This is a genomic window from Stenotrophomonas sp. 17(2023) (genome assembly GCF_030345315.1).
Classification (GTDB): domain Bacteria; phylum Pseudomonadota; class Gammaproteobacteria; order Xanthomonadales; family Xanthomonadaceae; genus Stenotrophomonas; species Stenotrophomonas acidaminiphila.
Genome location: NZ_CP128405.1, coordinates 1,823,231 through 1,844,962 on the forward strand (window position 1 = coordinate 1,823,231; position 21,732 = coordinate 1,844,962).

The window sequence follows — 21,732 nt, forward strand, 5'->3', positions numbered from 1 at the left end:
TCCGCGGAAGTAGCGCGTTGCGGAATCAGCAGGGCTCGTGCGGCAGGTCACTCCAGCCGCCTTCGATACGCCCAAGCCGCCGCCCATGCATGCAGCGTTGCCCGGATCGCAGCGGCGCGCGCGGCGCATGGCGTTGCATTCGTGGCGCAGTCCTCAGCTGCCGCTCAACTTCGGCCAAGTTCTTCGCTGTTTCAGCTTAATGCCGCACTAGACTCCTGCGCCGATGCGGACTAATTCTTCGTAAGGCGTCCTTGATGATGTTGGTCTCGAACAGCTGCTCGGCCAACAGCTTCTTCAGCCGCGTGTTGTCGCCTCCATAACCTTGAGCCGCCTGGCTTCCGGCATGCGCCTGCCGCCGAACCTGCTGCGTCAAAGAGGGTGGGAGACCTCGCTGAACCCGTGTCGCCGGCACACGTCCTTCACCGCCACGCCAGCTTCGGCCTCGTGCAGGAAGCCGATGATCTGAACTTCAATAAACGCCTCTTCACGTCAAATCTTCGTCCCGTTGGACTCCAATTCAACCCGCTGCTGGAAACCGGAGTGCGGCGTATCGTTCCCTACCAACCAGCCAATCAGCCAACGATGGCCAATCAGCGAGACGAGCTGATGAACCGATGCGGGGCCTGCGCGTAGTGCGCAGGCCCCGCCGTGAAGCCTACGGACGTTGTCACATGGCCGCTGCGGGCACGAAAGCCAGTGGCGCGCGTGCTCGATGCGCGACTACCGGGGGGCGAGCGTCGGATGTCGTCGTCCTGGAAAGCCGGAACTGAGACACCGCCCTCGACAGCTCGGCTGCCTGCTCCTCCATCGCACGGGCTGCGGCCGTTGCTTCTTCCACCAGGGCAGCATTCTGTTGGGTCGCCTCGTCCATCTGGGTAATGGTCTGGTTGACCTGTTCGATCCCCGCAGACTGCTCCTGGGATGCTGCGGAGATCTCTTCCATGATGTCCGTGACCCGCTGGACCGATCCGACGATCTCGCCCATGGTGGTCCCGGCCCTGCGCACCAGGCTCGAACCGTCCGCGACCTGCTCCACCGACGCGTCGATCAACTGCTTGATCTCCTTGGCGGCGTTGGCCGAGCGCTGAGCCAGTGTGCGGACCTCCGAGGCAACCACGGCAAAACCACGCCCCTGCTCGCCAGCACGCGCCGCTTCGACCGCTGCATTCAGGGCGAGGATGTTCGTCTGGAATGCAATTCCATCGATCACGGAGATGATTTCAGCCATCTTTTTGGAACTGGTCTCGATGCCCGACATCGTCTCCACTACCTGGCTCACCACCTCGCCCCCCTGCGACGCGATCGTGGCGGCCGAACGTGCCAGTTGGTTGGCCTGGCGCGCGTGCTCCGCATTCTGCCTGACCGTGGAAGTGAGCTCCTCCATTGACGCTGCCGTTTCTTCCAGATTCGCCGCCTGCTGCTCGGTACGCCGTGAAAGATCGTCATTTCCCGTGGCGATCTCGGTAGCCGCGGTGTCGGTACTCTGGGCCGCTGCCTGGATCTGGGCGACGATGTCCGCCAACTGGACAATGGTCGCGTTTGCGTCATCCCGCATTGTGGCGAAGACGCCCTGGAAGTCTCCCTCCATCCGGTTGGTCAGGTCGCCTTCGGCCAGCGCACGCAGCAGTTCCGACAACTTGCCCAGGTTCTGATCACTGACTTCCATCATGGCATTCAGGCCATCAACCATGATCCTGAAGTCATGATCGAAGCTGGCTGCATTGCCGCGGACCGAGAAATCACCGGCCGCCGCCGCGTGTGCCAGTCGCTTGATCTCTTCGTTTATCGCCATCAGGCTTGCTTTTGCGGCATCCATGGCCTCGTGCAGTACCGCGCGGCTGCCAGGCAGGCGCCGCGCGTCGCGGCTCAAGTCGCCCTTCGCATACGCGTTGAGCACATCGATGGCATCCACGATGGCGTCGAGGTGTTCGAACATCATCGTATTGATGCCCTTCGCCAGGTCGCCGTACGTTCCGGGGAAGTCCGTCGGCATCCGGTGCGCGATATCGGGGCCCGCATGTTGCGAGATCATCCGGCCGGTCTCGCTGGAGAACCTGCGTATCTCATCCTGCATCTGCCCCATGGCACGCAGAAGCTGGCCGGGTTCGTCGGTCGCAGAGGTCTCCACGTCGTTCTGAAGCTCTCCTCCGGCGATTGCATGCGCCACCCGGGTCGCGCGAGTGAGGGGCTGCACCAGGCTCCGGGTGATCGCCCAGGACAGGATGGCCCCCAGGGTCACGAAGACGCCCAGAGCGGTCAACAGCACTGCCCTGGCCCGGTTGGCCGCCTTCCTGGCAACTTCATATGCAGCCACAGCCTTGCGCCCATGTGCGTTGCCGGCCTCCTTCAGGAGTGCCTGCCACGCGGCCATCGCGGGCCTCGCCTTGGACAGCAGCATCGCCTGTGCCTCTTCATTCCGATCCGCCAGCGCAAGCGCGATGACCTCATCGTTGTGCTGCCGGGCCTGGGCGCGCACGTCGGAGATGCGCTTCAACAGCGCTTTTCCCTCTGCGTCGGTGGTCAGTTGCTCGATCTTCTTTGCAGATTCCGAGTACTGCTTGCGACGGGCCTCGATCTCGGCAAGCGCCTGTCGATTCTCTTCCTCGCCCTTGACCATTGTGAGTATGTCCATCGCGGCAATGATTGCCGCGTTCGACGACTGCATTTCCGCCGATTGCTCAATTACCGCCAGGTTGCGTCCGATCACCTCATCCATCTGCTGCTGGATGTTTCTCAGCTGCAGGATGGCAAATACACAGATTGCAGCTGCCAGTACGATCAGGGTGGAGAAAGCGAGTGCGAGTCGCGCACCCACCCTGAGCCTCATGAGTATCGTTTTCATTTCGCTTTCTCCAGCGGGCCCAATGCTCGCCATCCAGGTTGTCGTAATTAGCGGCAACGGGATGGGAACCTTGCTACGTCAATGGTCGTAGGATTTCCCCCGACACTTTCCAGGCCTCAAGTTCAGCGGCCTGCGGCCGCTGCCGGATATAGCCGACTGCTGTTCTGGCCAGCTCGACCTGGGCCCAGGTGCCAATTGACGGAGCGCTGTAATGTTCGATCCCTCAAACTTCCAGCACTTTCTCGAGGCCAGCCCACTGCCGATGTGGGTCTACGAAATACCAACCCTCCGCTTCGTCTGGGCCAATGCGGCTGCCATCGATCTGTATGGCTACAGCCTGGCGGATTTTCAGCAGATGACCATTCTGGATATACGCCCGGCAGAGGATCGTCCAGAGGTGGCCCTGCTCGCACAAAACGAGGATCGCATCGAGGCGAACAGGTCGAGGGTCTGGCAGCATCTGGCCAAGAACGGCACTGGACTGGACGTCCGCGTAACCACCGTGGATCTGTTGCCGCCTGGATGCGGCCTGCGCCTGGCACTGGTTGAGGACGTGAGCTCGTTCACATCGATGACGCGCGCCCTGGAGCACATGGCGAAGCATGATGCGGCTACGGGCCTGCTCAATCCGGGCACCCTGGCCCATTTGCTCGATGCCGGCCTGCTGGGATCCCACTACGAGATTGCCAGCCTGCGCCTGCAGGGGCTCACGGAGGTATCCGAGCTGTTTGGCAGCAGTGTCGCGCTCACTGTCGCCAAAGAGGTCATTCTTTTCCTGCAATCCGGAAGAGGAGGGGATCTCTGGGGCTTCCAGGCCCCCAACTGCATCCTGGTGGCCAGTGCGCATGCGGAAAGCCTGCGGGAACTGGTGGTCAAGGCCAGTGATTTTCTGGAAAAGCCGGTACCTGCTGAGGGCAGCCAATGGCAGATCTATCTTCGCTGCGGCCTGTCTCGCTTTCCCCATGACGGAAGCCGGGCTGAGCAGATAATTGCGTGTGCCGGACTTGCGGCAAGGTTGCGTCGAGTGGAGAGCAATCCGGCCGCACCCTCCGTCTACACGGCCGCGCTTGGCGAGCGCTCCCGGCGCCGGCGGCGGTTGGCCGTTGAGCTGCGGCGCGCGATACGCGAGGAGGAGATCGAAGTCTATTTCCAGCCGATTGTTCGTGCTGTGGAGAATGACGGCGGCACGCACCTGCGGAAGTACGAGGCATTGTCTCGCTGGCAGTTGAATGGCGAGTCCGTACCGCCTTCCGAGTTCATTCCGATCGTAGAGAGCGTCGGGCTGAGCAAGGAGCTTCTACGCCTGATAATGAAGCGGTCATTCGAGGTGGTAACCACGCTGCGGGAGCGTGGCCTGGATTGCCTGGTCACCGTCAACGTACCTGCCATTGCTTCCGTCCTGGCAGACCTGCCGGACGAACTGCTGGCGTTCAGTGAGCGGCATGGCATCCGGCCGGACTGTATCGGCATTGAAGTCACCGAATCCGCACTTATCGACGACGATGCCCATTGGCGCAAGAGCTTCGCACTTCTGCGCTACATGGGCGTGCATGTGGCCATCGACGACTTCGGTACGGGTTTCAATTCGCTCTCGTACCTGGATCGTCTGCCGGCAGATGTGATCAAGCTCGACCGCACGTTCATCGGGCAGATTTTCGTCAATGACCGGCAGGCCCTGATCTGCGCCTCCCTCATCCGGCTTGCGCACGGGCTCGGGCTGAAGGTAGTCGCGGAAGGCGTAGAGGACGAGGAGCAGCGCCAATGGCTGTTGAAGCACGGATGCGACGAACTCCAGGGGTATCTCATTGGCCGTCCCATCTCTTTTTCCCAGGTTCTGGACTCCTTGCCGGCGAGCGCCGGGCAGGAGGTCGTCGTGGCGCATGATGCCGTGAAGGCTTCATAGATACGGCGCCGGTAACCTCTGAGGCAGCGGCGCGGACCACGGCCCGGGGCTGCTGCGCGCCCCAGCTGCTTCTGCCGTGTTGGCATGGGCGACCGGCTGCATGACGGGGGGCGCACACAGCCATTGCGACCGATCATGGGCGCGTACCGGATCCCTGGTGCCACCCGCAGGAATGCCCGGTACAGCTGCATGAGGCCACCTTCCATAGAAATGGCCTTCTCGCCGCCTCGAAGCATGGGGCAGGGCAGGGTTTCCACGAGGATGACCCGTGGCGACCTGGTCCATTCGGAATGCGGGCAGGTGCTCCGGGTGCTCCCGTTCCATGAATCCCACTGTGCGTCATCCTGTATGCATTCCAGTCGCGGCGGCGTGGAGGCGTCCCCGCACCGGGTCTGCGCGGGGAGCTTGCATGGGTTGTTTCGGCTCACGCCGATCCGGGAAGCTGGCGCCAGGCTGTCGGCGGCGGTATGCGGCTGGGGTAGGTGTATGGATTCCCTGCTTCCCTGCACATCCGGTGGCGGGCTGCTCCTTGGCAGGCCGTCCTGAGCGTATCGGCAAGTACTGGACATACTCTACGATTGGCCGTCATGAACGGGTTTTGAGAGTTTCCGGCGAGAGCGCAGGACGCGTTGCGAACACGGCTGGCATCAGATCAGAAAGATGCTCGGCGGGTCAGCCCGGCAAAGCCAGTTTCACCTACAGAAGAGTCCCAGATCTGGGCCTTGTTCTTCGGGATCAGAAGTGTGCCTGAACAGAGCTTTCAAACGCGCCTCAAACCCCTATTGAAGGAGTACACGCCTCGCCATGAAAGCAAAGAACATCGGCGTTTTCCTGGCCGTGCTGTGGTCGACCCTGCCGGCGATGGCGTGGTGCGCCGGACCGCAGGCATCCACCGATATCGCGGAGCTCAGCCAGTGGCTGGCGCAGCGCCAGCAGGACAGCGGCGTGGTCGGCGTGTCGGCAGCGTTGGTCGTGGACGGCAAGGTCCTGTGGAAACAGGGGTTCGGCTATGCGGACAAGAGTGCCGGCGTCGTCATGACACCCGGCACCCAGGTCGGCATCGGCTCTGTGACCAAGACGTTCACCGCGCTGGCGGCCATGCAGTTGCAGGAGCAGGGCGTGGTCGATATCGACCAGCCGTTGTCCCGCTACTTGCCCGAGTTCCGCATCCGCACGCATGGCGAAGATCGCAACCAGGTCACGCTCAGGCGCCTGATCACCCACAGTTCCGGCGTGCCGACTGACGTTTTCCGCGACATGCGGAGCGATCAGGCCCGCTATACCGATGTGGTGACGCTGCTCAACCGGACCGCACTGGCGCATACGCCGGGCACCGTGGGCCTGTACTCGAACGCTGGCTACAACCTGTTGGGGCACGCGCTGGCCAAGGCCAGCGGCGTCGATTACCCGGATTACCTGAAACAGCGGATCTTCGTGCCATTGGGCATGAAGAACACCGGATTCGCCGACGACCCGCATGCGGCCAGCCGGAGCAAGGCCTATGGGCCGGACGGTGCCGAGGCGGCAGCTTTTGAACTGCGCGATATCGCCTCTGGCGGCATCTATTCCACGGCCGAAGACCTGGCCGCCTATGCGGTGGCCCTGATGAGCGCATATCACGGCGAGCCATCCCCTCTGCTCAAACAGGCCACGATCCGGTCGATGTTCACCCTGCGGACCGATATCCCCATCGACACCAACAAGAAGGGACTGGGGTGGTTCCTGTTCCGCAACGACAGCCGCTTCGCCGCCTACCATGCCGGCAGCACGCTCTATTCCAATGCCGCGGTGCTGTTGATCCCGGAGCAGAGGACGGCCGCGGTCATCCTGGCCAACACGGTGGGGAGCGATGCGGTCTGCGAGCAGTTCGCGTTCCGCTGGCTGGAAGGCCATGGCCTTTCGGTGAAGGACATTGTCCCGCAACCGGCGCCATTGCCCGTATCTCACACCATTCCCCGCTCGCGGCATGCGGGTTACTACGCGCAGAAGAACGGCTACGCGAAGGTGGAGGAGACCGAGACGGGCCTGTCCATCCGGCGTGACGCCGAGACCTACCCGGCGACCGAGACATCGCCTGGTGTGTTCGCCGTGCAGGGCGCCGGCGAGGCGGACGGCGATCTCTACTACTTCCGCGATATCGGGCCGTATCACGTGCTGTTCTGGCGCCGGGGGCAGGGTGAGCGGCAACTGGGCTACCGCATCGCGGGCGAAGCGCTGGGCTCCGTGTGGACGAAGCGGCTGGGCCGCTACCGGCCGTTCGGCTACACGATGCCGGGGTTCGAGAAGATCGCCGAGGCCGAGGTTCGCCTGCAGGACGATGGCCTGCCGGTGCTGCAGGTCCGCTACAACACGGGCACGTTCACCTATCCGTTGGTGCCGGTCGCCGCGGACGAGGCACGGACCGGCGGCCTGGGCCCGAGCATGACGGGCGATGCGGTGTCGTTCGGTACCGATACGGGGGGGGAGGTCATGACCTACCTGGGATTGACCTTTCGGAAGGAGTGAAACCTGGGCTCGAGCTGTCAGGGGGCTTCAGCCGAGATACGTGTAGGTAGCTATGCGCGGCTGCAGACGGCATGCATTGTTCGAGAAAAAAGGGTGGCCAAGGCCACCCTTCCCACACTCAATCTGCCCCACTTCCCCACTACTTTGAAGGGGACTTTGATCCAATGAGTGACCAGACTATCGATACCATCAGCCCGATACTCACCGAGATGAGATGCCGGGCAGGACGAAATCGATAGTGCATTTCGCTTGGTAATCGCCCTTCGGTGTGCTTGTGTTGGGCTGGCTCTAGGAATTCTTGCCTCCTGCGCCACATAAGATGCGAAACACCCAGCCGATAGCTAGGTGCTCCTGCCTCCAATCCGGAATTGATCAATTCTCCCACAGTGATCTTTGCGTTACCTGCCACTGGCCATCTCTCTTCCGCAAGAACGCATCGATATTTTTGCCGGAGGGGTATAGGTACGCATTGACAAATGCTGCGTCCTCATCGAAGTACATTTGTTCGATCAGGATGAATTCGGAGCCTTTCGAAATCCCTGGGTTCGAGGGCCTGACAAAGCGTAGATGATCGCCGCCGTTGCTGCATTTCTCCAGTTCTGTCGGCATGTTGCGCCAGTAGATCAGCAGCCTCGGTTCTTCGAAGAAGCCATTTGCATAGAGCCTAATATCTGGATCACGCTGGACCGCCTCAAGCAAGTCTAGAGGTGGGCATATCTCTTCCATTGAAGCCGTCAACGGGCGCGAACAACTGATGCCAGATAGCGAGAAGAGGGTACTCAAGAAGAGCGCCCGTGCATTAGTTCCTCGGGATCGGTGTGCCGTAGACAATGTTTTCATAACGCCAGCCTTCTTCGATCGTGCTTCTGTTTCTGTTCCAGAAGTATTCTGAAAAGTGAACCAGTTCATGCTCAATGGTGCGATTGAGAATGTCCAGTAGTTCGGGGCTTCGGTCGCCGGCTTCGAATCTATCGAAGTAGCTCCGGTGCACAAAGAGTTCACCGGAGCCATTCGTGTATCTTCCGTGATCGTGTTTCAGCCGGTCCGGCGTCACTACCGGGCCGGCACATGGGTCCAGCAGCTCATCCAAGTGTTTTCTTCCGGTGTCCGCGGCGCGGGAAAATCCCTCGTACTTCGTCGCCGTCATCCGATCCCGCGTGGCATTGATGTAGTTCACGGTGTTCGGATATTGGCGCTTGACCCATGGATGGAAGCGCAGCAGGCCATGTGGGTCGACGTATGAAAGAGGTGCGCCTCCAACGCAGACATAGATTGATGCGCCGCCCGCCAACCCGATGGGGGCGGACGCGCAGGCGGCGTTCTGGGATGCGTTCGCCGCTGGGGGTCACAAGGTCGCGGCCGGCGAGTCGCCAACCGGCCCACGGCCCGTGCAACTGCACGTGGTTGTCCAGGACGTGCCGCGCGTGGTCGCGAGCGCAGCTGTTCGGGCAAGGTGTGCCGGCAGGCCAGCATGGCGGCCTGTGGTCGATTTCGTAGGTGTCGCTCACGCCTCAATCTCCGTATCGGACGGTTGACTCTGCGACAGGCAAGAGGTGATCCAGAGCCAAATCCAGCGTAGCCGGCGCAGGAGCGATGCCTTAGTAATTTCGCATAATGTATATTATGTTAAAGCTCGCAGTGGCCATTCGGTCATGGCTCGGCTCCTGCATCCGGTGGTGGCTTGCTGGTCTGGTCGACCGGCACCGCACCCCCAAGGACACGGAGCTTGCAGCATGACGCATGGAAACCACAGCTGGACCGGCTGGCGCTGGACCGAGAACGGCCGTTACCTCGTTTCGCCCGATGGCGACCACATGACCGCCGAGCGCCTGCGCGGTCTGGCGTGGCGCGATTCCATGGAGCTGCGCCGCGCCGGCTATGCGTCCAGACGCAAGGCCGAGGCCGGTACTCGTGCGCGCCAATATGGCGCAAAGGTCAAGGTGGTCATCGTGGAGCTCGACGACTGGCGGGACCGCCACTTCGGCCGTGCCGGCTAGGCGGTCGTCAGCGGATGATGGCGCGAGGTTCGCCGCGCCAAGGCCGGTGGACCAGAATCGACGGGGGCCAAGGCCGCCCAGGCGCGGGTGAGGCGTTTTCCGTGGGGCTCTGCCCCACCCCCGGCGCTAGAATGCGCCCAGGACGACGCACAGGGGGATTCATGGAACGAGAGCGGCCGGAGTACCTGCCACCCATCGGGCGGCGGCGCTGGAGCTTTCCCTGGCTACTGGTGATAGGCCTTGCCATCCTGGTATTGGCCGGGTACGGCGTGAAGCAGCACCTGGCCACGCAGACCGCATGGGAAGCTCGATTCAACCGCCCGAAGGTGACGCCGGCATCAGCGCCGCCCATTGCGATTCAGGCCGACGACCACGCGGAGCAAATTCGGCGGATCCGCCAACGGCGGGAAGCCGCCGAGGAATACCTGAAGGAGCGCGCCACCTGGCGCTGCATTGATGGGACGCCGTTTCGGAAGATTCCAGGTGGCTGGGAAAACGTGCCCGGGGAACGCTGCTAATTCCGTAACGCGTTACTTCCGCGCACGACAGCGTTTGATGAAGAGCTCAACCTCAGCCGAGGCAATGCCGATGATCGGCGCGACGATGAAGATGAGCGCCATGACGATGGCCCCGGGAGAATTCCAATCCATGCCCTGTTCCTTTTCGTAACGCGTTACTTTTGCGGATAGCGGCGGGCAAGCTCGCCGACCAGGGCGCCGATGGGCTTCTTGGTCGAATCCTTCGCCCTGCCCCCGCTAGCCTCCATAGCGGCGAGCAAATCCATCTGCTGACGGATTGCCTCAAGCAGCTGCACGTCACTGTAGTCCACCAGCGGATTCAGACCGCCCGGCTTCATGCGCGCCGCCTGACTCGTGGCCGTCCTTGCCCTGGAACGAACACGCTCGCGGTAGCGGCGTTGCTTCTCGGCCGGCGTCATTGGACCGAAATCGGCATTGAGCACCGGCCGGCCACGCTTGGCCGGGATCATGTCCAGGGTGCCCGGGTCTTTTTCATCACGCATGACCAAATTCCTTTTGCGCTGCCGATCATGGAATATTAAAGTAACGCGTTACTAAAGTGTAGTTGTAGGCCCCGTGTAGCCGCCGATCGTCTGGGCCGGGTTCTGCGGGAAAACGTCACCACGCTCCCCCGATTTGTAGCCAACGATGGCCGAGGATGGAGACGACGGCGCTGAGGACTGCACGGCGGGAGCGGCGGGCATTGCTGCTGGCGTAACCGAGGGCATCTTGTACGGGTTGTAGGGCTGGCCATGGCGCGCGACGGTGCGGCACTCAGGCTGGGTGATTTCGTAACGTGTGCCCTGCTCTGTCAGGCACGTACAACTCGGCTCCTGCCTATTGCCCTGGGCATCGACCCCACCCATCGAGGACATGCAGTAAAGCGCCGGCTGCGAGACGGGCGGGCGATCATCGAAGATCGGAGCGGTCTCGGGCATGGTGGCAAAACGCGGCAGGTGCGCCTTGGCGTAGTCGAGCGGCGTGGCAAATGTCCGGGGAGAGGGGCCGGCACCAGGTGCGACCGAACCGACAGCACCAGGTGATGCGGCTGACGTGGCAACCTCCCCGGCCTCCTGGATACGCGCCTGCATTCGATGCTTCAGGTAGAAGGCCATGGCCACGACAAACACGACGCCGACGATGACCCAACGCATCCACATCGGCATGCTGCGCTTGGTCGTGACCAAAGTGGTAGACGTGAAGTACTCGAAAACGTACTTAGGCCTGATCCAGTCCACCACGTCGGCACAGGGGCCATTCACTGCGCCCTGGTAGGCATCCCAGCGCTTTAGCTTGGTTTTCCGCTTCCACACCGAGTTTTGGCGGACGTGAACGTGGCTCTCATAGAGCCCGCGCAGGAACGGATCGAGTTGAAGGCCCTGTTGAGCGACCAGGATAAAGTCGAAACCGCGATGCCGATGACGCGCCATGGCATCGACGTGCGGCGGCACCTTGGAGCCGGCGTTGCGGTTGGGAAAGACGTTGTAACACTCGTCCAGGAGCACCACGGAGCCATCTGGCAACTGCTCCCACTGGGTGGGGTCCGCGAGCTGAAGCCACCCCGCCTTCTCGTAATCGAAGTCCTTGATGCCGGAGGAGTAGATGGTCCGCCCCTCCTTCTGGAACTTGAAGGCGAGATCTACGGCATAGGCCGTTTTGCCGTGACCGGGCTGGCCAGTAACCAGGTACAGGGCCATGTCAGGACGCCTTCAACTTGGCCATGAAGACCTTCTGTCCAACCGCTGCGGCATACGCCGAAAGGATCAGCGTGATCGCCACGCCGATACCACTGGCCTCGAAATAGGCCATGCCAACCGGGCCCATGGAAGGCAGCAGCGCACTGATGAAGGACTTCATTGCTGGCAGTGCCACCTTATGGGTGAACATGCCGATACCGAACGCCAGGAGGATGCGGCCAACGATGCCAGGCAGGTACTGACGAGCAGCTTGGAACAGGAGCGCCACCAAGGCGCCAAGAATCTGGGGCATGTCATGCGACTCCGCGAGCAATGATGAAACAGGCGACAGCCGCGGCACAGACGATGAGAGAGGCGCGGAGCCGAGAAATGAGAAGACACCATTCAGGGTTAGGAGCACCGAACTCCGCGGAGTAGGCCTGCCCCACTACACCGGAACCGCCGCCACCGGGAAAACCCATGCACATGCCACCACCAAAACCGGACTGATCCAGATCGGAGGTGGAGAACTCCTTCTCGCCAACAGTTGGAGTGTCGCCTGGACCTTCGCCGGCACCGGGGTCCTGGCTCATGCCGGTGACCTTGGTCCACTCAGGCTGACTTCCGTCCCCTTCCCCATCGCCCTTGCCGGCGAGCTTCTCCAGAGCGCATGCAGACCGCCACTGCATGAGTAGAGAGCTGTACTCCATGGCGTCGCACTTCTCGCCGGTGCAGACCGGCGGCGAAGAGCAAGCGCCACCTGAGATGTTTCGGTTCCTGCGGGTGTTGCAATCAATGCGCCACTGGATGCGTGCCTGGCCACACAAGATGGGCGAGCCGCTACAGGCAGGCGGGGCGTTGCAGCTGTCTCCGCCGGCAAACGTTTCATCGGTCGTGCCCTCATCCTCGCCATCATCGGGCTTGCCGTCACCGTCAGAATCGCGCTTGCAGGTGCCATCCTTGCCCTTGACCTCACCCGCGGCACATTGCCCCTCGCCAGGCAGACACTCGCCAGAGGGGGCCTTTACATTGCCAGGAGGACACTCGTTCTCCTTGATCTTGCAGGTTCCATCGGACATGAGAACCATGCCATTCGGACAGGCTTCTTTGCAGCTGCCCCCGGAATCCTTCACCTGACCATCGGGGCATTCGACCTCGAGAGGCGAACAGACGCCGAGGATGGCGTTCCAGTAGTACGGGGCGCCCATCTGCTCACAGTTGGCCTTGGGATCCGCTGGACAAAGGCTGCCGGTGGGTGTCCAGGTGCCCGTCTGGCCATCGCCGCTGCCAGTCCATATTCCGTCGCAGCCGCTGCGACAGCCGATACTGCCGTTGGTCACGGTGCCGACATAGGAAGCCCAAGGCAGCGCGCCGGTATAGTCGGATTCGTTGGCACATGTCTTGTCGATGGGATAGTAGTAGTACTGCTTTGTCTCGTTGCGGCACATGAAATCGGGCCTGCCAGAACTGCTTCTGGCGACGCACTCGTACACTCCCCAATATCGGTTTGAGAGATCGTTACAGGACGGAATGTCATAACGCCCTGGATAGACCGAGTTTGCCTTGGCCTGAGCAGCCTTGAAGTCAGATAGGCATGCGGAATAGGCCTCGCCCTGGGACTGAAAAAGCACATCCCAACGATCCGTTTGCGCCGACGCTGAGCCGCTAAAGAGCGCGCAGAGCAGCAACGCAACCAGCAGGAGAAGGAAGCGCGCGATCACGAGTCGAGCGCCAGCCAGAGCGCGCCAAGGAGCGCGATCATCACGAAATAGCCTGCATATGCCATATGCACCCCCAGAAGTGGATCGGGCGCACCGCCCGCACCCGCCGCAAGCGACGGTCACGGGCGGCACGCCCGATTAATTAACGCGCCAGGCGACGGCCGAGGTTGATCATCGCGATGACCGCGCAAGCGCCCAGGATGACGGCGCCGCCAGTCCACAGGTCGGACTTGTCGATGCTGTCGGTGAGGGCGGCGGTAACTTCGCCGGCAGCGAAGGCGGAGCCGCCCATGACGGCGGTGGCGGCACCGGTGATCGCAGCGGCGACCTTGGCGGGGGCGAAACGGGAAGCAGACTTCTTCACGGACTTCTCCATGGTGTGACCTCTTTAGGTTTGTTCGGCAATACGCCGTCCCTGCCTGATGAAAAAGCCGATGGCCCAGCAGCCGGCGATCAAGCCACTGACTGCAAGACCCTCGGCCGCGTCCAGCGGCGGGGGGAAACTGGACGCTGGGCCATAGAAGGGAGCCGCGCAGACACCCGTGGTGGCGTCGTAGTCAGACGCCTTGCAGTAGGCAACCAGCACGGTCTCTTCCATGGCCGTATCCGCTTAGCTGGCCTTGGCCACGGGAGCCGGCGCAGACGCCGGGCGCGATGCGGGCGTGAGAACCAGGCGGCCCAGCTTGAGATCGCCGAACTGGTTGACGTTGAGCGCGTCCTCAAGGTCGCAGTTGTAGTCGCCTACCGGATAGGCATCAGCACTGCCCAGGTCGAGCTTGATGCGCTGACGGAACTTGGGGCACTCGGCCACCGCCTCCTGCGTGCGAATCACGCCCGAACGGTTGTCCTTGCGCCACTGCTTTTCCTGGACAGCGGTGGAGGTGACGGTGACTTTCATGGGTATCTCCTTGGATGGGATTGGTAACGAGTGACGAAATCAGGCGGCCGCGTCGACGTATTCGGACAGTTGCGTTCGGACGAAGCCATGGAGGTCGCCTACGAATGACTTGTATCGACCGGGGCGACCTTGCCGGGCGATGTACTGCTTGATCAGGGCGACGCCGTTCTCCTCGCCCAGGGATTCCAGAACCAGCTGCAGAGCCGTCCCGGCTTGGTTGTAGAGGAAGCGCAACATGGCCTTTGCCGATGCGTTGACCATCTGGCGTTTGAGATCGATGCGTTCGCACTCGCCGATAACGAACTCGGCCAACATGGGATAGGCAGCACCGAAGTACTTGCCGGGATTGCTCAGCGCATCCAGGGGAAGATCGAGCCGCTTGGCGTATAGCCGAAGCTCGCAGCGGGTGTGGCCACTTTCGGGGTCCCCCAGCTGCTTGCCCTTTTCGTAGACGTTGAGCTGCTTGTGGCCCTTCTGGCCGATGTACAGCGAACAGCCCTTGTCGCTGCCCATGTCATCGACCCAGCGGCCTTCGGGCGGGCGACCGTTCATGGTGAATTCCCCGTTGAGATAGAGATCGTGGAAGCGATGGATATCGAAGGTTTCGCCAGTGAGGTCATCGATAGCGATGTCCAGACGAGTGAGGTGGGCATCAAGGTCTTGGGCAACACGCTCGACATAGCGCCAGTTGGGGACGTGCTGGCACCCCTGCCCTGTCAAGCTGATGCAGTACTCGCCCTTGGCGGTAAGGCCGATCTTTCCGCAGACGCTGGACGTTTCATCGATCAGCGTGGCGCTGTACTCGTAGCGGAAATTCCAGAGCTTTTCGGTGATCGGGCCACAGACGATGGAACCTGCCGTGCCGAACACGTAGGCCAGGACATCCGAGGCGTGCATCTTGCGGAACAGCCGGATGGCTTTTTCCGAGTCGAGCACCAGGGTGCAGAAATCGATGATGGGAGCGGTGAGACTGCTGCCCTTCGGAGACTTTTGGCCCGTGTTACTGCTCGGGCCAGCCGGCTCTGCCGGCCCTGCGGCGTCCTGCTGGTTGCAGGGCTCGGCCGGTGAAAAGGGGTGTTCTATGGCACCAGCACGCGACCAGAAGGCGCGCTCGCGGCTGCTGATGGAGGGGGGTACGTCAAGCATCAGCGGCCCCTTCGGCGTACACCACCGTGCGACTGGCACCGATGACCGCGACAACGCGGAAGCGACGGCGGCCGCGCAAGAGGCGGTTCCAGTAGCGGACGCGAGAGACAGGCAGGTCCAGGTTGTCGCCATAGCGACACTTGCGCTGCCACTCCCCGCCGGGCGTGCGCTGCTCGATGAAGTACTCCATCTCCGGCAGCGTGCGCAGGGCTTCGACTTCGGCGTCCAGATGCGACATGCGGCTAGCCACGGAGCCCTACCCTCCACGCGACATAGAGCGCGATCAGACGAGGAATGAGGGTGACCAGCAGCACTATCAGCATCGCGCCGGGAATCCAGCCAGGTAGGTCAACCACGACGCACCTCCTGGCGCGCGGTTGCCACCAACTGCTCGGCTCGGAAGGCAGCCAGGGCGCGGGCATCGCGGTAGTCCAGGACGGCAACGAATAGGCGAGCGCTGCCGATCACGGCGAATGCGCAGGCGAGGAACAGGAGGACGGCCGTCATGCCAGAATCTCCCGAACGGAACGGACGCCTAGGGGGGCGCAATGCGAAAGCGACGAATTAAGCGAATTTCGGCGACCACGATTGTCTTCATGGTCATACTGATGGTGCTCTGTGCCGTGGTTATCGCGGGGCTTCGACCTGGGGGGCTGATGATCTTCGACAATCCAGGGAGCGCAGCAGACTGGGTCGCGGCTTTGGGTACGTGGATGATCGGATTTGGGGCGACTAAGTTTGCAGCGAACGATTACCAATTGAAGTTGCACGAGCGACGCCAGCTGCTCTACAAGGACAACATAAAAGCGCTCACGACTGTAGGGGCGAAGCTGTCTGCTGTTAGGAGGTGGAACAAGACTGTCGAAATGATGGGAGAGTACTTTTCCAACTTTCAGCGTTCTGGCGGGAGACCAGGGCTGCTTACAGATAATCTGATTTCTGTCGTGAATAGCTTGGGCGACACTCCATGGACAGCCCAGGATGAGGTGGACTTCCCGCGCAGCCTGCGCGAGCGCCTTATGGTTAGTCGGTTGCGATCGCAGGTTGCTTGTGACTTGGCTAGGGATTTGCTTGACATCTGCCAAAACGGAGGAGGCGAGAGCTTCATAATCCTGACCCACATCGAGAGGATTGAAGAGCTGGGGGAGTTGCTTTGCGATGTAGTTTCGCCGCTTCCTGAGATGCTTCGAGCTCTTTCCGAAACGAGAGCGCAGCTCGACAAAACTAAGAGCCGAATAGCCATGAAGCTCAAGCAAGAGGAGGATGAGCTCCTTGATGGTTAGGCACAGCGGCCACGTGTACATACCCCCCCCTCTATTTGCCCGGAAGCCCACTCCACTGTCCTAAGGGGCGGGCGAGATCGTCTACACGCGTAGGCGGAAGCTGCTTTATATCTGCCTACACCCGTAGGCGTCAACAGTCGTAGGCTACGGCCGTACAGATAGAGGGCGAGCCGGTATGGATTGGAGTGATTTTTTCGAGAAGACGCGCGTGGCGGCTGGGGCAGAGAGCTTTTCGAAGCTCGCACCAATGCTCGGCATAACGGACGGCGCCATAGGCCATTACCGTCAAGGTCGCCGTGTGCCTCAGGTCTGGGTGGTGGCTGATGCTCTGCGAATACAGGGGCATCCGGAGCCGGAAAAGGCGGCGATTCAGATCATGAAACAGGCCGCACTTACGTCGCCCGAGCGGACGTTTTGGAAGCGGCTAGCAGCGACCGCCGTGGCGCTCTTGCTGATGGTTGGAGCCTCGATGCCAGGACATGTAAAAGCTGCTCAAATTCAACAGCTTACGAAGCCTGAAAGTACGTCAATGTATATTATGTAAAATCCAGACTGCAGTAGTGACCGCGCCGTCCACTCATCCCATCTGATCCAACGCACGGCGCAGCGCGCTCACCTGCGCCGTGTCCGATTGCACCCAGTCGTTCTCCAGGCCGACCAGCGCCGGGTTGTGGTGGCGCATGGCCGACGTACGTGGTGTCTTGGCGGATGCATGCAGTTCGGTGCAGCCGCTCTGGCTGGCCACGGCGAGGATGTTGGTAGCATCCAGGCCCGCGCCGGCCATGATCCGGATGCGGTCGCCGGCCCGGGTGACCAGTTGCCGCAGCGTCTGCCTGCCGTCCATTGCGCTGGCGGCGCCGCCGGAGCTGAGGATGCGCTGGCAGCCCAGGCCGATGACCTGCTCCATGGCCGCGGGCAGATCGCGGGCGGCGTCGAACGCACGGTGGAACGTGATGCCCAGCGGGCCCGCGGCGGCAACGAGTTCCCGGCACAGTGCAGCGTCGATGTCGCCATCGACAGTCAGCGCACCGATCACCACGCCGTCGCAGCCCAGCTGCCGGCAGCTTTCGATGTCGCGCAGCATGATCTCGGCTTCCTGGGCGTCGTAATGGAAATCGCCCGGTCGTGGCCGGATCAGTACGAACAGCGGGATCCGCAGGCGGTCGCGGGCTACGGCGACGCTGCCGCGCGATGGCGTGGTGCCGCCCTGGGCCAGGTTGTCGAACAGTTCGATGCGGTCGGCACCGCCGGCCTGCGCGGCCAGCGCCGAGGCGACCGAATTGCTCGCGATCTCCAGCAGGCGGCGCCCGCTCATGTCTGCTCGCTGGTGTAGACCGAACGGGAATCCAGCAGCGTGTCCTGCCTGCGCGAATCGCATACCGCGTACACGAAACCGCGATGCAGGGCGTATGCGCCGACTTCCCCCTTCCTGTCCATGGCAAGGAAGCACACCTGCAGGGTACGGCTGGCTTCGGGGCGCTTGTGCACTACCCGCTCGATGGCTTCGCGGCAGGCGTCGGCCGGCGGGCGTCCCTGGCGCATCAGTTCCACCACCAGGAAGGACGCTGCGTTGCGGATCATTTCCTCGCCCATGCCCGACGCCGTGGCCGCGCCCACTTCGTTGTCGACGTACAGACCGGCACCGATGATGGGGCTGTCGCCGACCCGGCCGTGCATCTTGAAGGCCATGCCACTGGTGGTGCAGGCGCCGGCCATGTGTCCGTTGGCATCGATGGCGAGGATGCCGAGGGTATCGTGGTTGTCCTTGTCGCCCGGGCGTCCGCGACGCTCGGCGTTGATCTGCGGCGCATAGTGCTCGGTCTTGAGCCATTCGCGCCAGGCCCGTTCCGCGTCCTCGGTCAGCAGCCTGCGCCGCTCGAAGCCCTGCTGCACGGCAAACTGCTGCGCGCCCTCGCCCACCAGCATCACGTGCGGGGTCTGTTCCATCACCCGGCGTGCGACCGATACCGGGTGCAGGATGTCGCTCAGCGCCGCGACCGATCCGCAACGGCCATCGCCGCCCATGATGCTGGCATCCAGGGTAAGCACGCCATCGCGGTCGGGGTTGCCGCAGCGGCCCACGGTCGGGTTGCACAGGTCGCTTTCGGCCCAGCGGGCGCCGGCCTCCACCGCATCCAGGGCGCTGCCGCCGGCCGCCAGTACCTTCCAGGCGGCCTGGTTGGCGCCGACGCCGAAATCCCAGGTCGACACCACGCGCGCGCCATTGGCGGCCATGGGCGATGCCAGCATGCGCGGCGCGGCGCCGGCGGCGGCCAGCAGCGCGCTGGCCTGCAGGAAACTTCTGCGTGTGTTCAATGCCTGTCTCCGGTGGTGGCGGCGTGGCGGCTGGTCTCTGCATGCCAGGCCAGCGCGCCCAGCACGCCGAGTTCGCCGTCGTCGATGCGCCACACCGATACCTGCTGCAGGGCGGACGACAGCGCACCTTTGGCGAGGAAGCGTTGCTGGAAGCCGCCCTCGTGCAGCCACTGGGCGAGATGGCCGGTGATGCCGCCGGTGAGGTAGACCGAGCGGGCGCCGAAGGTGAGCGCGAGGTCCCCGGTAACGCTGCCCAGCCAACCGCAGAATGCGCGGATGCTGGCCAGTGCGAGCGGGTCATCGGCAGAACGCGCGGCCTGCACCAGTTCTGCAGGCGTCTGCCAGCGCGGTGCCACGCCTTCGCGCTCGCACAGGCAGGCGTAGAGCGTCATCAGCCCGGGGCCGGACAGGATGCGCTCGCTGTCCACATGCCCATGGCGCTGCAGCAGCATGCGCAGCACGTCCAGCTCCAGCGCGTTGCCGGCACTCAGTGCGGCGTGCCCTCCTTCGCTGGCCAGCACGGGCGGCTGGCTGTTCTCAAGGCGCAGTGCCACGCCCAGGCCGGTGCCGGGGCCGAGCACCAGTGCCGGGCCGGCGGCGTGATGGCCAGGGATGGCGGACAACGGGTGCAGCGCCGTGCGCGCGACGTGCGGAATGGCCTGGGCCACGGCCACGAAGTCGTTGATCAGTTCCAGTTCGCCAATCCCCGACTCACGACGGGTCGCGTCCAGCGAAACCGGCCACGCCAGGTTGGTGTTGAGCAGGCGGTCGCCATCCAGCAACCCGGCGATGGCCACCACTGCGCCGCCGAGCGGCGGCAGTACCGGATTGGCGCGCAGGCCGGCGGCATAGTCGTGCAGGATCGCCGCCAGGCTCGGGTGCTCGGCACACGCATAGCGTCGGAAATCGTTGATCTTGATCGGCTCGCCCGGTCGCAGGATGGCCCAGCCCAGCCGGGCGTAGGTTCCGCCGACGTCGGCGCCGATGATGGTCGTTGCCGGTACCGGCTCGCTCACTCTACCCTGCTCTACCGGCATGTCTTGTTTCGATCGTTACGTGGGGAAAGCGGATCATGCGTTGGAAAGCCGGTTCACGCCAAGGGGCGCAACAGTCGCCAGGTGGTCCAGCCCAATGCGGTCATCGACAGTGAGCCGGCCAGGTGCAGGCCCATCGTCGCCAGCGCCCAGCCCAGTTGCTGGCGCAGGAACAGCTGCACCACCTCGGCGGAGAAGGTGGAAAAAGTGGTCAGACCGCCGAGCAGGCCGGTCACCACGAACAGGCGCCACTGTGGCGCGATGTCCGGGCGTACCGCGAACCACGCCAGCGCCAGGCCGATGGCGTAGCCACCGAGCAGATTGGCGGCCAGCGTGCCCAGAGGAACGTTGGAATGAAGCGGGTTGAGCCACACGCTCAGGCCATACCGCAGCCATGCCCCGATGGCCGCTCCGACGCCTATCGCCACAAAGGAAAGCCACATCGGCTGCTATCTCCTGCTGCTGTCATGGAATGCCGCGGAAGGTTGACGGGCGCGGCACGAGGCCTCGCTCAGTCCTTTGTCGAGTCGCCGCCCCTGGCCTGTTCGCGCGCCGCGCGCAGGCGGTCGAGTTTTTCCTTGAGCTTGATTTCCAGCCCGCGCTCGACCGGCCGGTAGTACACGCGCTCGCCCATCTCGTCGGGGAACGCGGTCTGGTCCAGGGCGATGCCGCCTGCGACGTCGTGGTCGTACTGGTAGCCCTTGCCGTAGCCGAGGTTCTTCATCAGCCGCGTCGGCGCGTTGCGCAGGTGCAGCGGAACCGGCAGCGAGCCCAGTTCGCCGACGTCGGCACGGGCGGCGTTCAGCGCCGCATAGGCGGCGTTGGACTTGGCGGTGCTGGCCAGATAGACGACCAGGTTGGACAGCGCGATGTCGCCCTCCGGCGCGCCGATGCGGTCGTAGGCGTTCCAGACGTTGATCGCCATTTCCAGGGCGCGCGGGTCGGCCAGCCCGACGTCCTCCACCGCCATGATGGTCAGGCGCCGCAGCAGGTAGGACGGGTCGCAGCCGCCGTCGAGCATGCGTGCCAGCCAATAGATCGCGCCGTCCGGGTTGGAGCTGCGCACCGATTTGTGCAGCGCCGAGATCTGGTCGTAGAACTGCTCGCCGCCCTTGTCGAAGCGACGGGTGCGGTCGGCCAGCACCTGCAGCAGGGTTTCCGGCGTGATCTGCCCGCCCTCGCCCGCCGCCAGCTCCGCGGCGATCTCCAGCAGGGTCAGGGCGCGGCGCACGTCGCCGTCGGCGGCGCGTGCGATCTCCAGCAGCGAATCGCCGGAAACGCGGATGTCCTCGCCACCGAGCCCGCGCTCGCCATCGTCCAGGGCGCGCTGCAGGGCTTCGGCCACGTCCTCGGGCGACACCGCCTCGAGCACGTGCACCCGGCAGCGCGACAGCAAGGCGGAGTTGAGCTCGAAGGACGGGTTCTCGGTGGTGGCACCGACGAAGATGATCGTGCCGCGTTCGATATGCGGCAGGAAGGCGTCCTGCTGCGATTTGTTGAAGCGGTGCACCTCGTCGACGAACAGCACCGTGCGCCGGCCTTCGGCAAACCGCTGCGCCGCCTCGGCCAGCACCTGCCGCACCTCGGGCAGGCCGGACAGTACGGCCGAGATCGCGCGGAACTCGGCATCGGCATAGCGTGCCAGCAGCAGCGCCAGGGTGGTCTTGCCGCACCCCGGAGGCCCCCACAGCACCATGGAGTGCACGCGGCCGGACTCGATCGCGCGGCGCAGTGCGGTATTGGGCGCCAGCAGGCGCTTCTGCCCGACCATCTCGTCGAGCGTGCGCGGGCGCATGCGTTCGGCGAGCGGGCGCATGCCCTCCCGGTCCGCGCTCAACAGGTCGGCAGGAGGGTCGGAGAACGTGTTTCTGGATCTGGCCACGCCGGCATTCT

At 63.3% G+C, this 21,732-nt stretch carries 24 protein-coding genes and 1 pseudogene; 6 read left to right on the top strand and 19 right to left on the bottom strand.

The window, feature by feature from the left end; translation table 11 throughout:
• Positions 1-202 precede the first annotated feature (202 nt).
• Positions 203-474 (bottom strand): annotated as a pseudogene (locus QQA12_RS08240) (transposase); the annotation flags it as partial.
• 193 nt (positions 475-667) lie between these two features.
• Entirely contained in the window at positions 668-2,842 is a 2,175-nt protein-coding gene (locus tag QQA12_RS08245; RefSeq protein ID WP_226050429.1) for a methyl-accepting chemotaxis protein, read from the bottom strand.
• A 211-nt stretch (positions 2,843-3,053) separates the two neighbouring features.
• On the opposite strand from QQA12_RS08245, the gene QQA12_RS08250 reads away from it, so the two are divergent.
• On the top strand, positions 3,054-4,745 hold the full coding sequence (locus tag QQA12_RS08250; protein WP_226050430.1) for an EAL domain-containing protein: 1,692 nt from the start codon (positions 3,054-3,056) through the stop codon (positions 4,743-4,745).
• A gap of 804 nt (positions 4,746-5,549) precedes the next feature.
• Positions 5,550-7,250 carry a serine hydrolase domain-containing protein gene (locus QQA12_RS08255; RefSeq protein WP_226050431.1) on the top strand — a complete coding sequence of 567 codons (1,701 nt, stop codon included), beginning with the start codon at positions 5,550-5,552 and terminating at the stop codon, positions 7,248-7,250.
• Positions 7,251-7,622: 372 nt separating this feature from the next.
• Here QQA12_RS08255 and QQA12_RS08260 read toward each other — a convergent pair whose 3' ends face one another.
• Both QQA12_RS08260 and QQA12_RS08265 read right to left on the bottom strand, forming a co-directional pair.
• The gene (locus QQA12_RS08260) at positions 7,623-8,033 is read right to left on the bottom strand and encodes a hypothetical protein (protein WP_226050432.1); all 411 of its coding nucleotides are present in this window, start codon (positions 8,031-8,033) and stop codon (positions 7,623-7,625) included.
• A 16-nt stretch (positions 8,034-8,049) separates the two neighbouring features.
• Positions 8,050-8,427 carry a hypothetical protein gene (locus QQA12_RS08265; protein WP_226050433.1) on the bottom strand — a complete coding sequence of 126 codons (378 nt, stop codon included), beginning with the start codon at positions 8,425-8,427 and terminating at the stop codon, positions 8,050-8,052.
• Between the two features lie 556 nt (positions 8,428-8,983).
• Here QQA12_RS08265 and QQA12_RS08270 point away from each other — a divergent pair.
• Both QQA12_RS08270 and QQA12_RS08275 read left to right on the top strand, forming a co-directional pair.
• Positions 8,984-9,247, top strand: coding sequence for a DUF3653 domain-containing protein (locus tag QQA12_RS08270; RefSeq protein WP_226050434.1), 264 nt, complete (start codon positions 8,984-8,986; stop codon positions 9,245-9,247).
• A gap of 161 nt (positions 9,248-9,408) precedes the next feature.
• A complete protein-coding gene (locus QQA12_RS08275; RefSeq protein WP_226050435.1) occupies positions 9,409-9,765 on the top strand; it encodes a hypothetical protein in 357 nt (118 codons plus the stop codon).
• 155 nt (positions 9,766-9,920) lie between these two features.
• On the opposite strand, the gene QQA12_RS08280 is transcribed toward QQA12_RS08275, so the two are convergent.
• The 10 genes from QQA12_RS08280 to QQA12_RS08325 all read right to left on the bottom strand — a co-directional run bounded on the left by QQA12_RS08280 (position 9,921) and on the right by QQA12_RS08325 (position 15,713).
• Positions 9,921-10,268 (bottom strand): hypothetical protein, encoded by a 348-nt coding sequence (locus QQA12_RS08280; RefSeq protein ID WP_226050436.1) that lies wholly within the window; start codon positions 10,266-10,268, stop codon positions 9,921-9,923.
• Positions 10,269-10,319: 51 nt separating this feature from the next.
• The gene (locus QQA12_RS08285; RefSeq protein WP_226050437.1) at positions 10,320-11,462 is read right to left on the bottom strand and encodes a zonular occludens toxin domain-containing protein; all 1,143 of its coding nucleotides are present in this window, start codon (positions 11,460-11,462) and stop codon (positions 10,320-10,322) included.
• A 1-nt stretch (position 11,463) separates the two neighbouring features.
• Positions 11,464-11,754, bottom strand: a complete 291-nt coding sequence (locus tag QQA12_RS08290) for a DUF2523 family protein (RefSeq protein ID WP_226050438.1) — start codon at positions 11,752-11,754, stop codon at positions 11,464-11,466.
• Position 11,755: 1 nt separating this feature from the next.
• Positions 11,756-13,162, bottom strand: a complete 1,407-nt coding sequence (locus QQA12_RS08295) for a hypothetical protein (RefSeq protein ID WP_226050439.1) — start codon at positions 13,160-13,162, stop codon at positions 11,756-11,758.
• A 142-nt stretch (positions 13,163-13,304) separates the two neighbouring features.
• Positions 13,305-13,538: a hypothetical protein gene (locus QQA12_RS08300; protein WP_226050440.1), complete on the bottom strand. Its 234-nt coding sequence runs from the start codon at positions 13,536-13,538 to the stop codon at positions 13,305-13,307.
• Positions 13,539-13,550: 12 nt separating this feature from the next.
• Positions 13,551-13,760 carry a hypothetical protein gene (locus tag QQA12_RS08305; protein WP_226050441.1) on the bottom strand — a complete coding sequence of 70 codons (210 nt, stop codon included), beginning with the start codon at positions 13,758-13,760 and terminating at the stop codon, positions 13,551-13,553.
• A 12-nt stretch (positions 13,761-13,772) separates the two neighbouring features.
• Positions 13,773-14,060 (bottom strand): hypothetical protein, encoded by a 288-nt coding sequence (locus QQA12_RS08310; RefSeq protein ID WP_226050442.1) that lies wholly within the window; start codon positions 14,058-14,060, stop codon positions 13,773-13,775.
• Positions 14,061-14,099: 39 nt separating this feature from the next.
• Positions 14,100-15,206 carry a replication initiation factor domain-containing protein gene (locus tag QQA12_RS08315; protein WP_226050443.1) on the bottom strand — a complete coding sequence of 369 codons (1,107 nt, stop codon included), beginning with the start codon at positions 15,204-15,206 and terminating at the stop codon, positions 14,100-14,102.
• Positions 15,199-15,444, bottom strand: coding sequence for a hypothetical protein (locus QQA12_RS08320; protein ID WP_226050444.1), 246 nt, complete (start codon positions 15,442-15,444; stop codon positions 15,199-15,201). Before QQA12_RS08320 ends, QQA12_RS08315 begins: the two co-directional genes overlap by 8 nt.
• A gap of 110 nt (positions 15,445-15,554) precedes the next feature.
• Positions 15,555-15,713 carry a hypothetical protein gene (locus tag QQA12_RS08325; protein ID WP_226050445.1) on the bottom strand — a complete coding sequence of 53 codons (159 nt, stop codon included), beginning with the start codon at positions 15,711-15,713 and terminating at the stop codon, positions 15,555-15,557.
• Positions 15,714-15,802: 89 nt separating this feature from the next.
• Between QQA12_RS08325 and QQA12_RS08330 the strand changes: the two genes are divergently transcribed.
• Together QQA12_RS08330 and QQA12_RS08335 are read left to right on the top strand one after the other, a co-directional pair.
• On the top strand, positions 15,803-16,489 hold the full coding sequence (locus QQA12_RS08330; RefSeq protein ID WP_233324844.1) for a hypothetical protein: 687 nt from the start codon (positions 15,803-15,805) through the stop codon (positions 16,487-16,489).
• A gap of 175 nt (positions 16,490-16,664) precedes the next feature.
• Positions 16,665-17,033: a DUF3693 domain-containing protein gene (locus tag QQA12_RS08335; protein ID WP_226050447.1), complete on the top strand. Its 369-nt coding sequence runs from the start codon at positions 16,665-16,667 to the stop codon at positions 17,031-17,033.
• 33 nt (positions 17,034-17,066) lie between these two features.
• Here the strand turns inward: QQA12_RS08335 and QQA12_RS08340 are convergent, their stop codons facing one another.
• The 5 genes from QQA12_RS08340 to QQA12_RS08360 form a co-directional block, all read right to left on the bottom strand.
• Positions 17,067-17,804 carry a copper homeostasis protein CutC gene (locus tag QQA12_RS08340; RefSeq protein WP_226050448.1) on the bottom strand — a complete coding sequence of 246 codons (738 nt, stop codon included), beginning with the start codon at positions 17,802-17,804 and terminating at the stop codon, positions 17,067-17,069.
• Positions 17,801-18,739, bottom strand: a complete 939-nt coding sequence (locus tag QQA12_RS08345) for a N(4)-(beta-N-acetylglucosaminyl)-L-asparaginase (RefSeq protein ID WP_082595159.1) — start codon at positions 18,737-18,739, stop codon at positions 17,801-17,803. The genes QQA12_RS08340 and QQA12_RS08345 overlap by 4 nt, the downstream gene beginning before the upstream one ends.
• A gap of 62 nt (positions 18,740-18,801) precedes the next feature.
• The gene (locus QQA12_RS08350) at positions 18,802-19,842 is read right to left on the bottom strand and encodes a glucokinase (RefSeq protein ID WP_226050449.1); all 1,041 of its coding nucleotides are present in this window, start codon (positions 19,840-19,842) and stop codon (positions 18,802-18,804) included.
• A gap of 53 nt (positions 19,843-19,895) precedes the next feature.
• Entirely contained in the window at positions 19,896-20,282 is a 387-nt protein-coding gene (gene crcB, locus QQA12_RS08355) for a fluoride efflux transporter CrcB (protein WP_054665678.1), read from the bottom strand.
• A 68-nt stretch (positions 20,283-20,350) separates the two neighbouring features.
• Positions 20,351-21,721 carry a replication-associated recombination protein A gene (locus QQA12_RS08360; protein WP_056932922.1) on the bottom strand — a complete coding sequence of 457 codons (1,371 nt, stop codon included), beginning with the start codon at positions 21,719-21,721 and terminating at the stop codon, positions 20,351-20,353.
• Between the last annotated feature and the right edge of the window lie 11 nt (positions 21,722-21,732).

Bases quoted from the DNA above. Each gene is read 5' to 3' on its own strand.
- QQA12_RS08245 (WP_226050429.1), bottom strand. From the start codon at position 2,842: ATGAAAACGATACTCATGAGGCTCAGGGTGGGTGCGCGACTCGCACTC.
- QQA12_RS08250 (WP_226050430.1), top strand. From the start codon at position 3,054: ATGTTCGATCCCTCAAACTTCCAGCACTTTCTCGAGGCCAGCCCACTG.
- QQA12_RS08255 (WP_226050431.1), top strand. From the start codon at position 5,550: ATGAAAGCAAAGAACATCGGCGTTTTCCTGGCCGTGCTGTGGTCGACC.
- QQA12_RS08270 (WP_226050434.1), top strand. From the start codon at position 8,984: ATGACGCATGGAAACCACAGCTGGACCGGCTGGCGCTGGACCGAGAAC.
- QQA12_RS08275 (WP_226050435.1), top strand. From the start codon at position 9,409: ATGGAACGAGAGCGGCCGGAGTACCTGCCACCCATCGGGCGGCGGCGC.
- QQA12_RS08280 (WP_226050436.1), bottom strand. From the start codon at position 10,268: ATGCGTGATGAAAAAGACCCGGGCACCCTGGACATGATCCCGGCCAAG.
- QQA12_RS08285 (WP_226050437.1), bottom strand. From the start codon at position 11,462: ATGGCCCTGTACCTGGTTACTGGCCAGCCCGGTCACGGCAAAACGGCC.
- QQA12_RS08290 (WP_226050438.1), bottom strand. From the start codon at position 11,754: ATGCCCCAGATTCTTGGCGCCTTGGTGGCGCTCCTGTTCCAAGCTGCT.
- QQA12_RS08300 (WP_226050440.1), bottom strand. From the start codon at position 13,538: ATGGAGAAGTCCGTGAAGAAGTCTGCTTCCCGTTTCGCCCCCGCCAAG.
- QQA12_RS08305 (WP_226050441.1), bottom strand. From the start codon at position 13,760: ATGGAAGAGACCGTGCTGGTTGCCTACTGCAAGGCGTCTGACTACGAC.
- QQA12_RS08310 (WP_226050442.1), bottom strand. From the start codon at position 14,060: ATGAAAGTCACCGTCACCTCCACCGCTGTCCAGGAAAAGCAGTGGCGC.
- QQA12_RS08315 (WP_226050443.1), bottom strand. From the start codon at position 15,206: ATGCTTGACGTACCCCCCTCCATCAGCAGCCGCGAGCGCGCCTTCTGG.
- QQA12_RS08320 (WP_226050444.1), bottom strand. From the start codon at position 15,444: ATGTCGCATCTGGACGCCGAAGTCGAAGCCCTGCGCACGCTGCCGGAG.
- QQA12_RS08325 (WP_226050445.1), bottom strand. From the start codon at position 15,713: ATGACGGCCGTCCTCCTGTTCCTCGCCTGCGCATTCGCCGTGATCGGC.
- QQA12_RS08330 (WP_233324844.1), top strand. From the start codon at position 15,803: ATGGTCATACTGATGGTGCTCTGTGCCGTGGTTATCGCGGGGCTTCGA.
- QQA12_RS08335 (WP_226050447.1), top strand. From the start codon at position 16,665: ATGGATTGGAGTGATTTTTTCGAGAAGACGCGCGTGGCGGCTGGGGCA.
- QQA12_RS08340 (WP_226050448.1), bottom strand. From the start codon at position 17,804: ATGAGCGGGCGCCGCCTGCTGGAGATCGCGAGCAATTCGGTCGCCTCG.
- QQA12_RS08345 (WP_082595159.1), bottom strand. From the start codon at position 18,739: ATGCTGGCATCGCCCATGGCCGCCAATGGCGCGCGCGTGGTGTCGACC.
- QQA12_RS08350 (WP_226050449.1), bottom strand. From the start codon at position 19,842: ATGCCGGTAGAGCAGGGTAGAGTGAGCGAGCCGGTACCGGCAACGACC.
- crcB (WP_054665678.1), bottom strand. From the start codon at position 20,282: ATGTGGCTTTCCTTTGTGGCGATAGGCGTCGGAGCGGCCATCGGGGCA.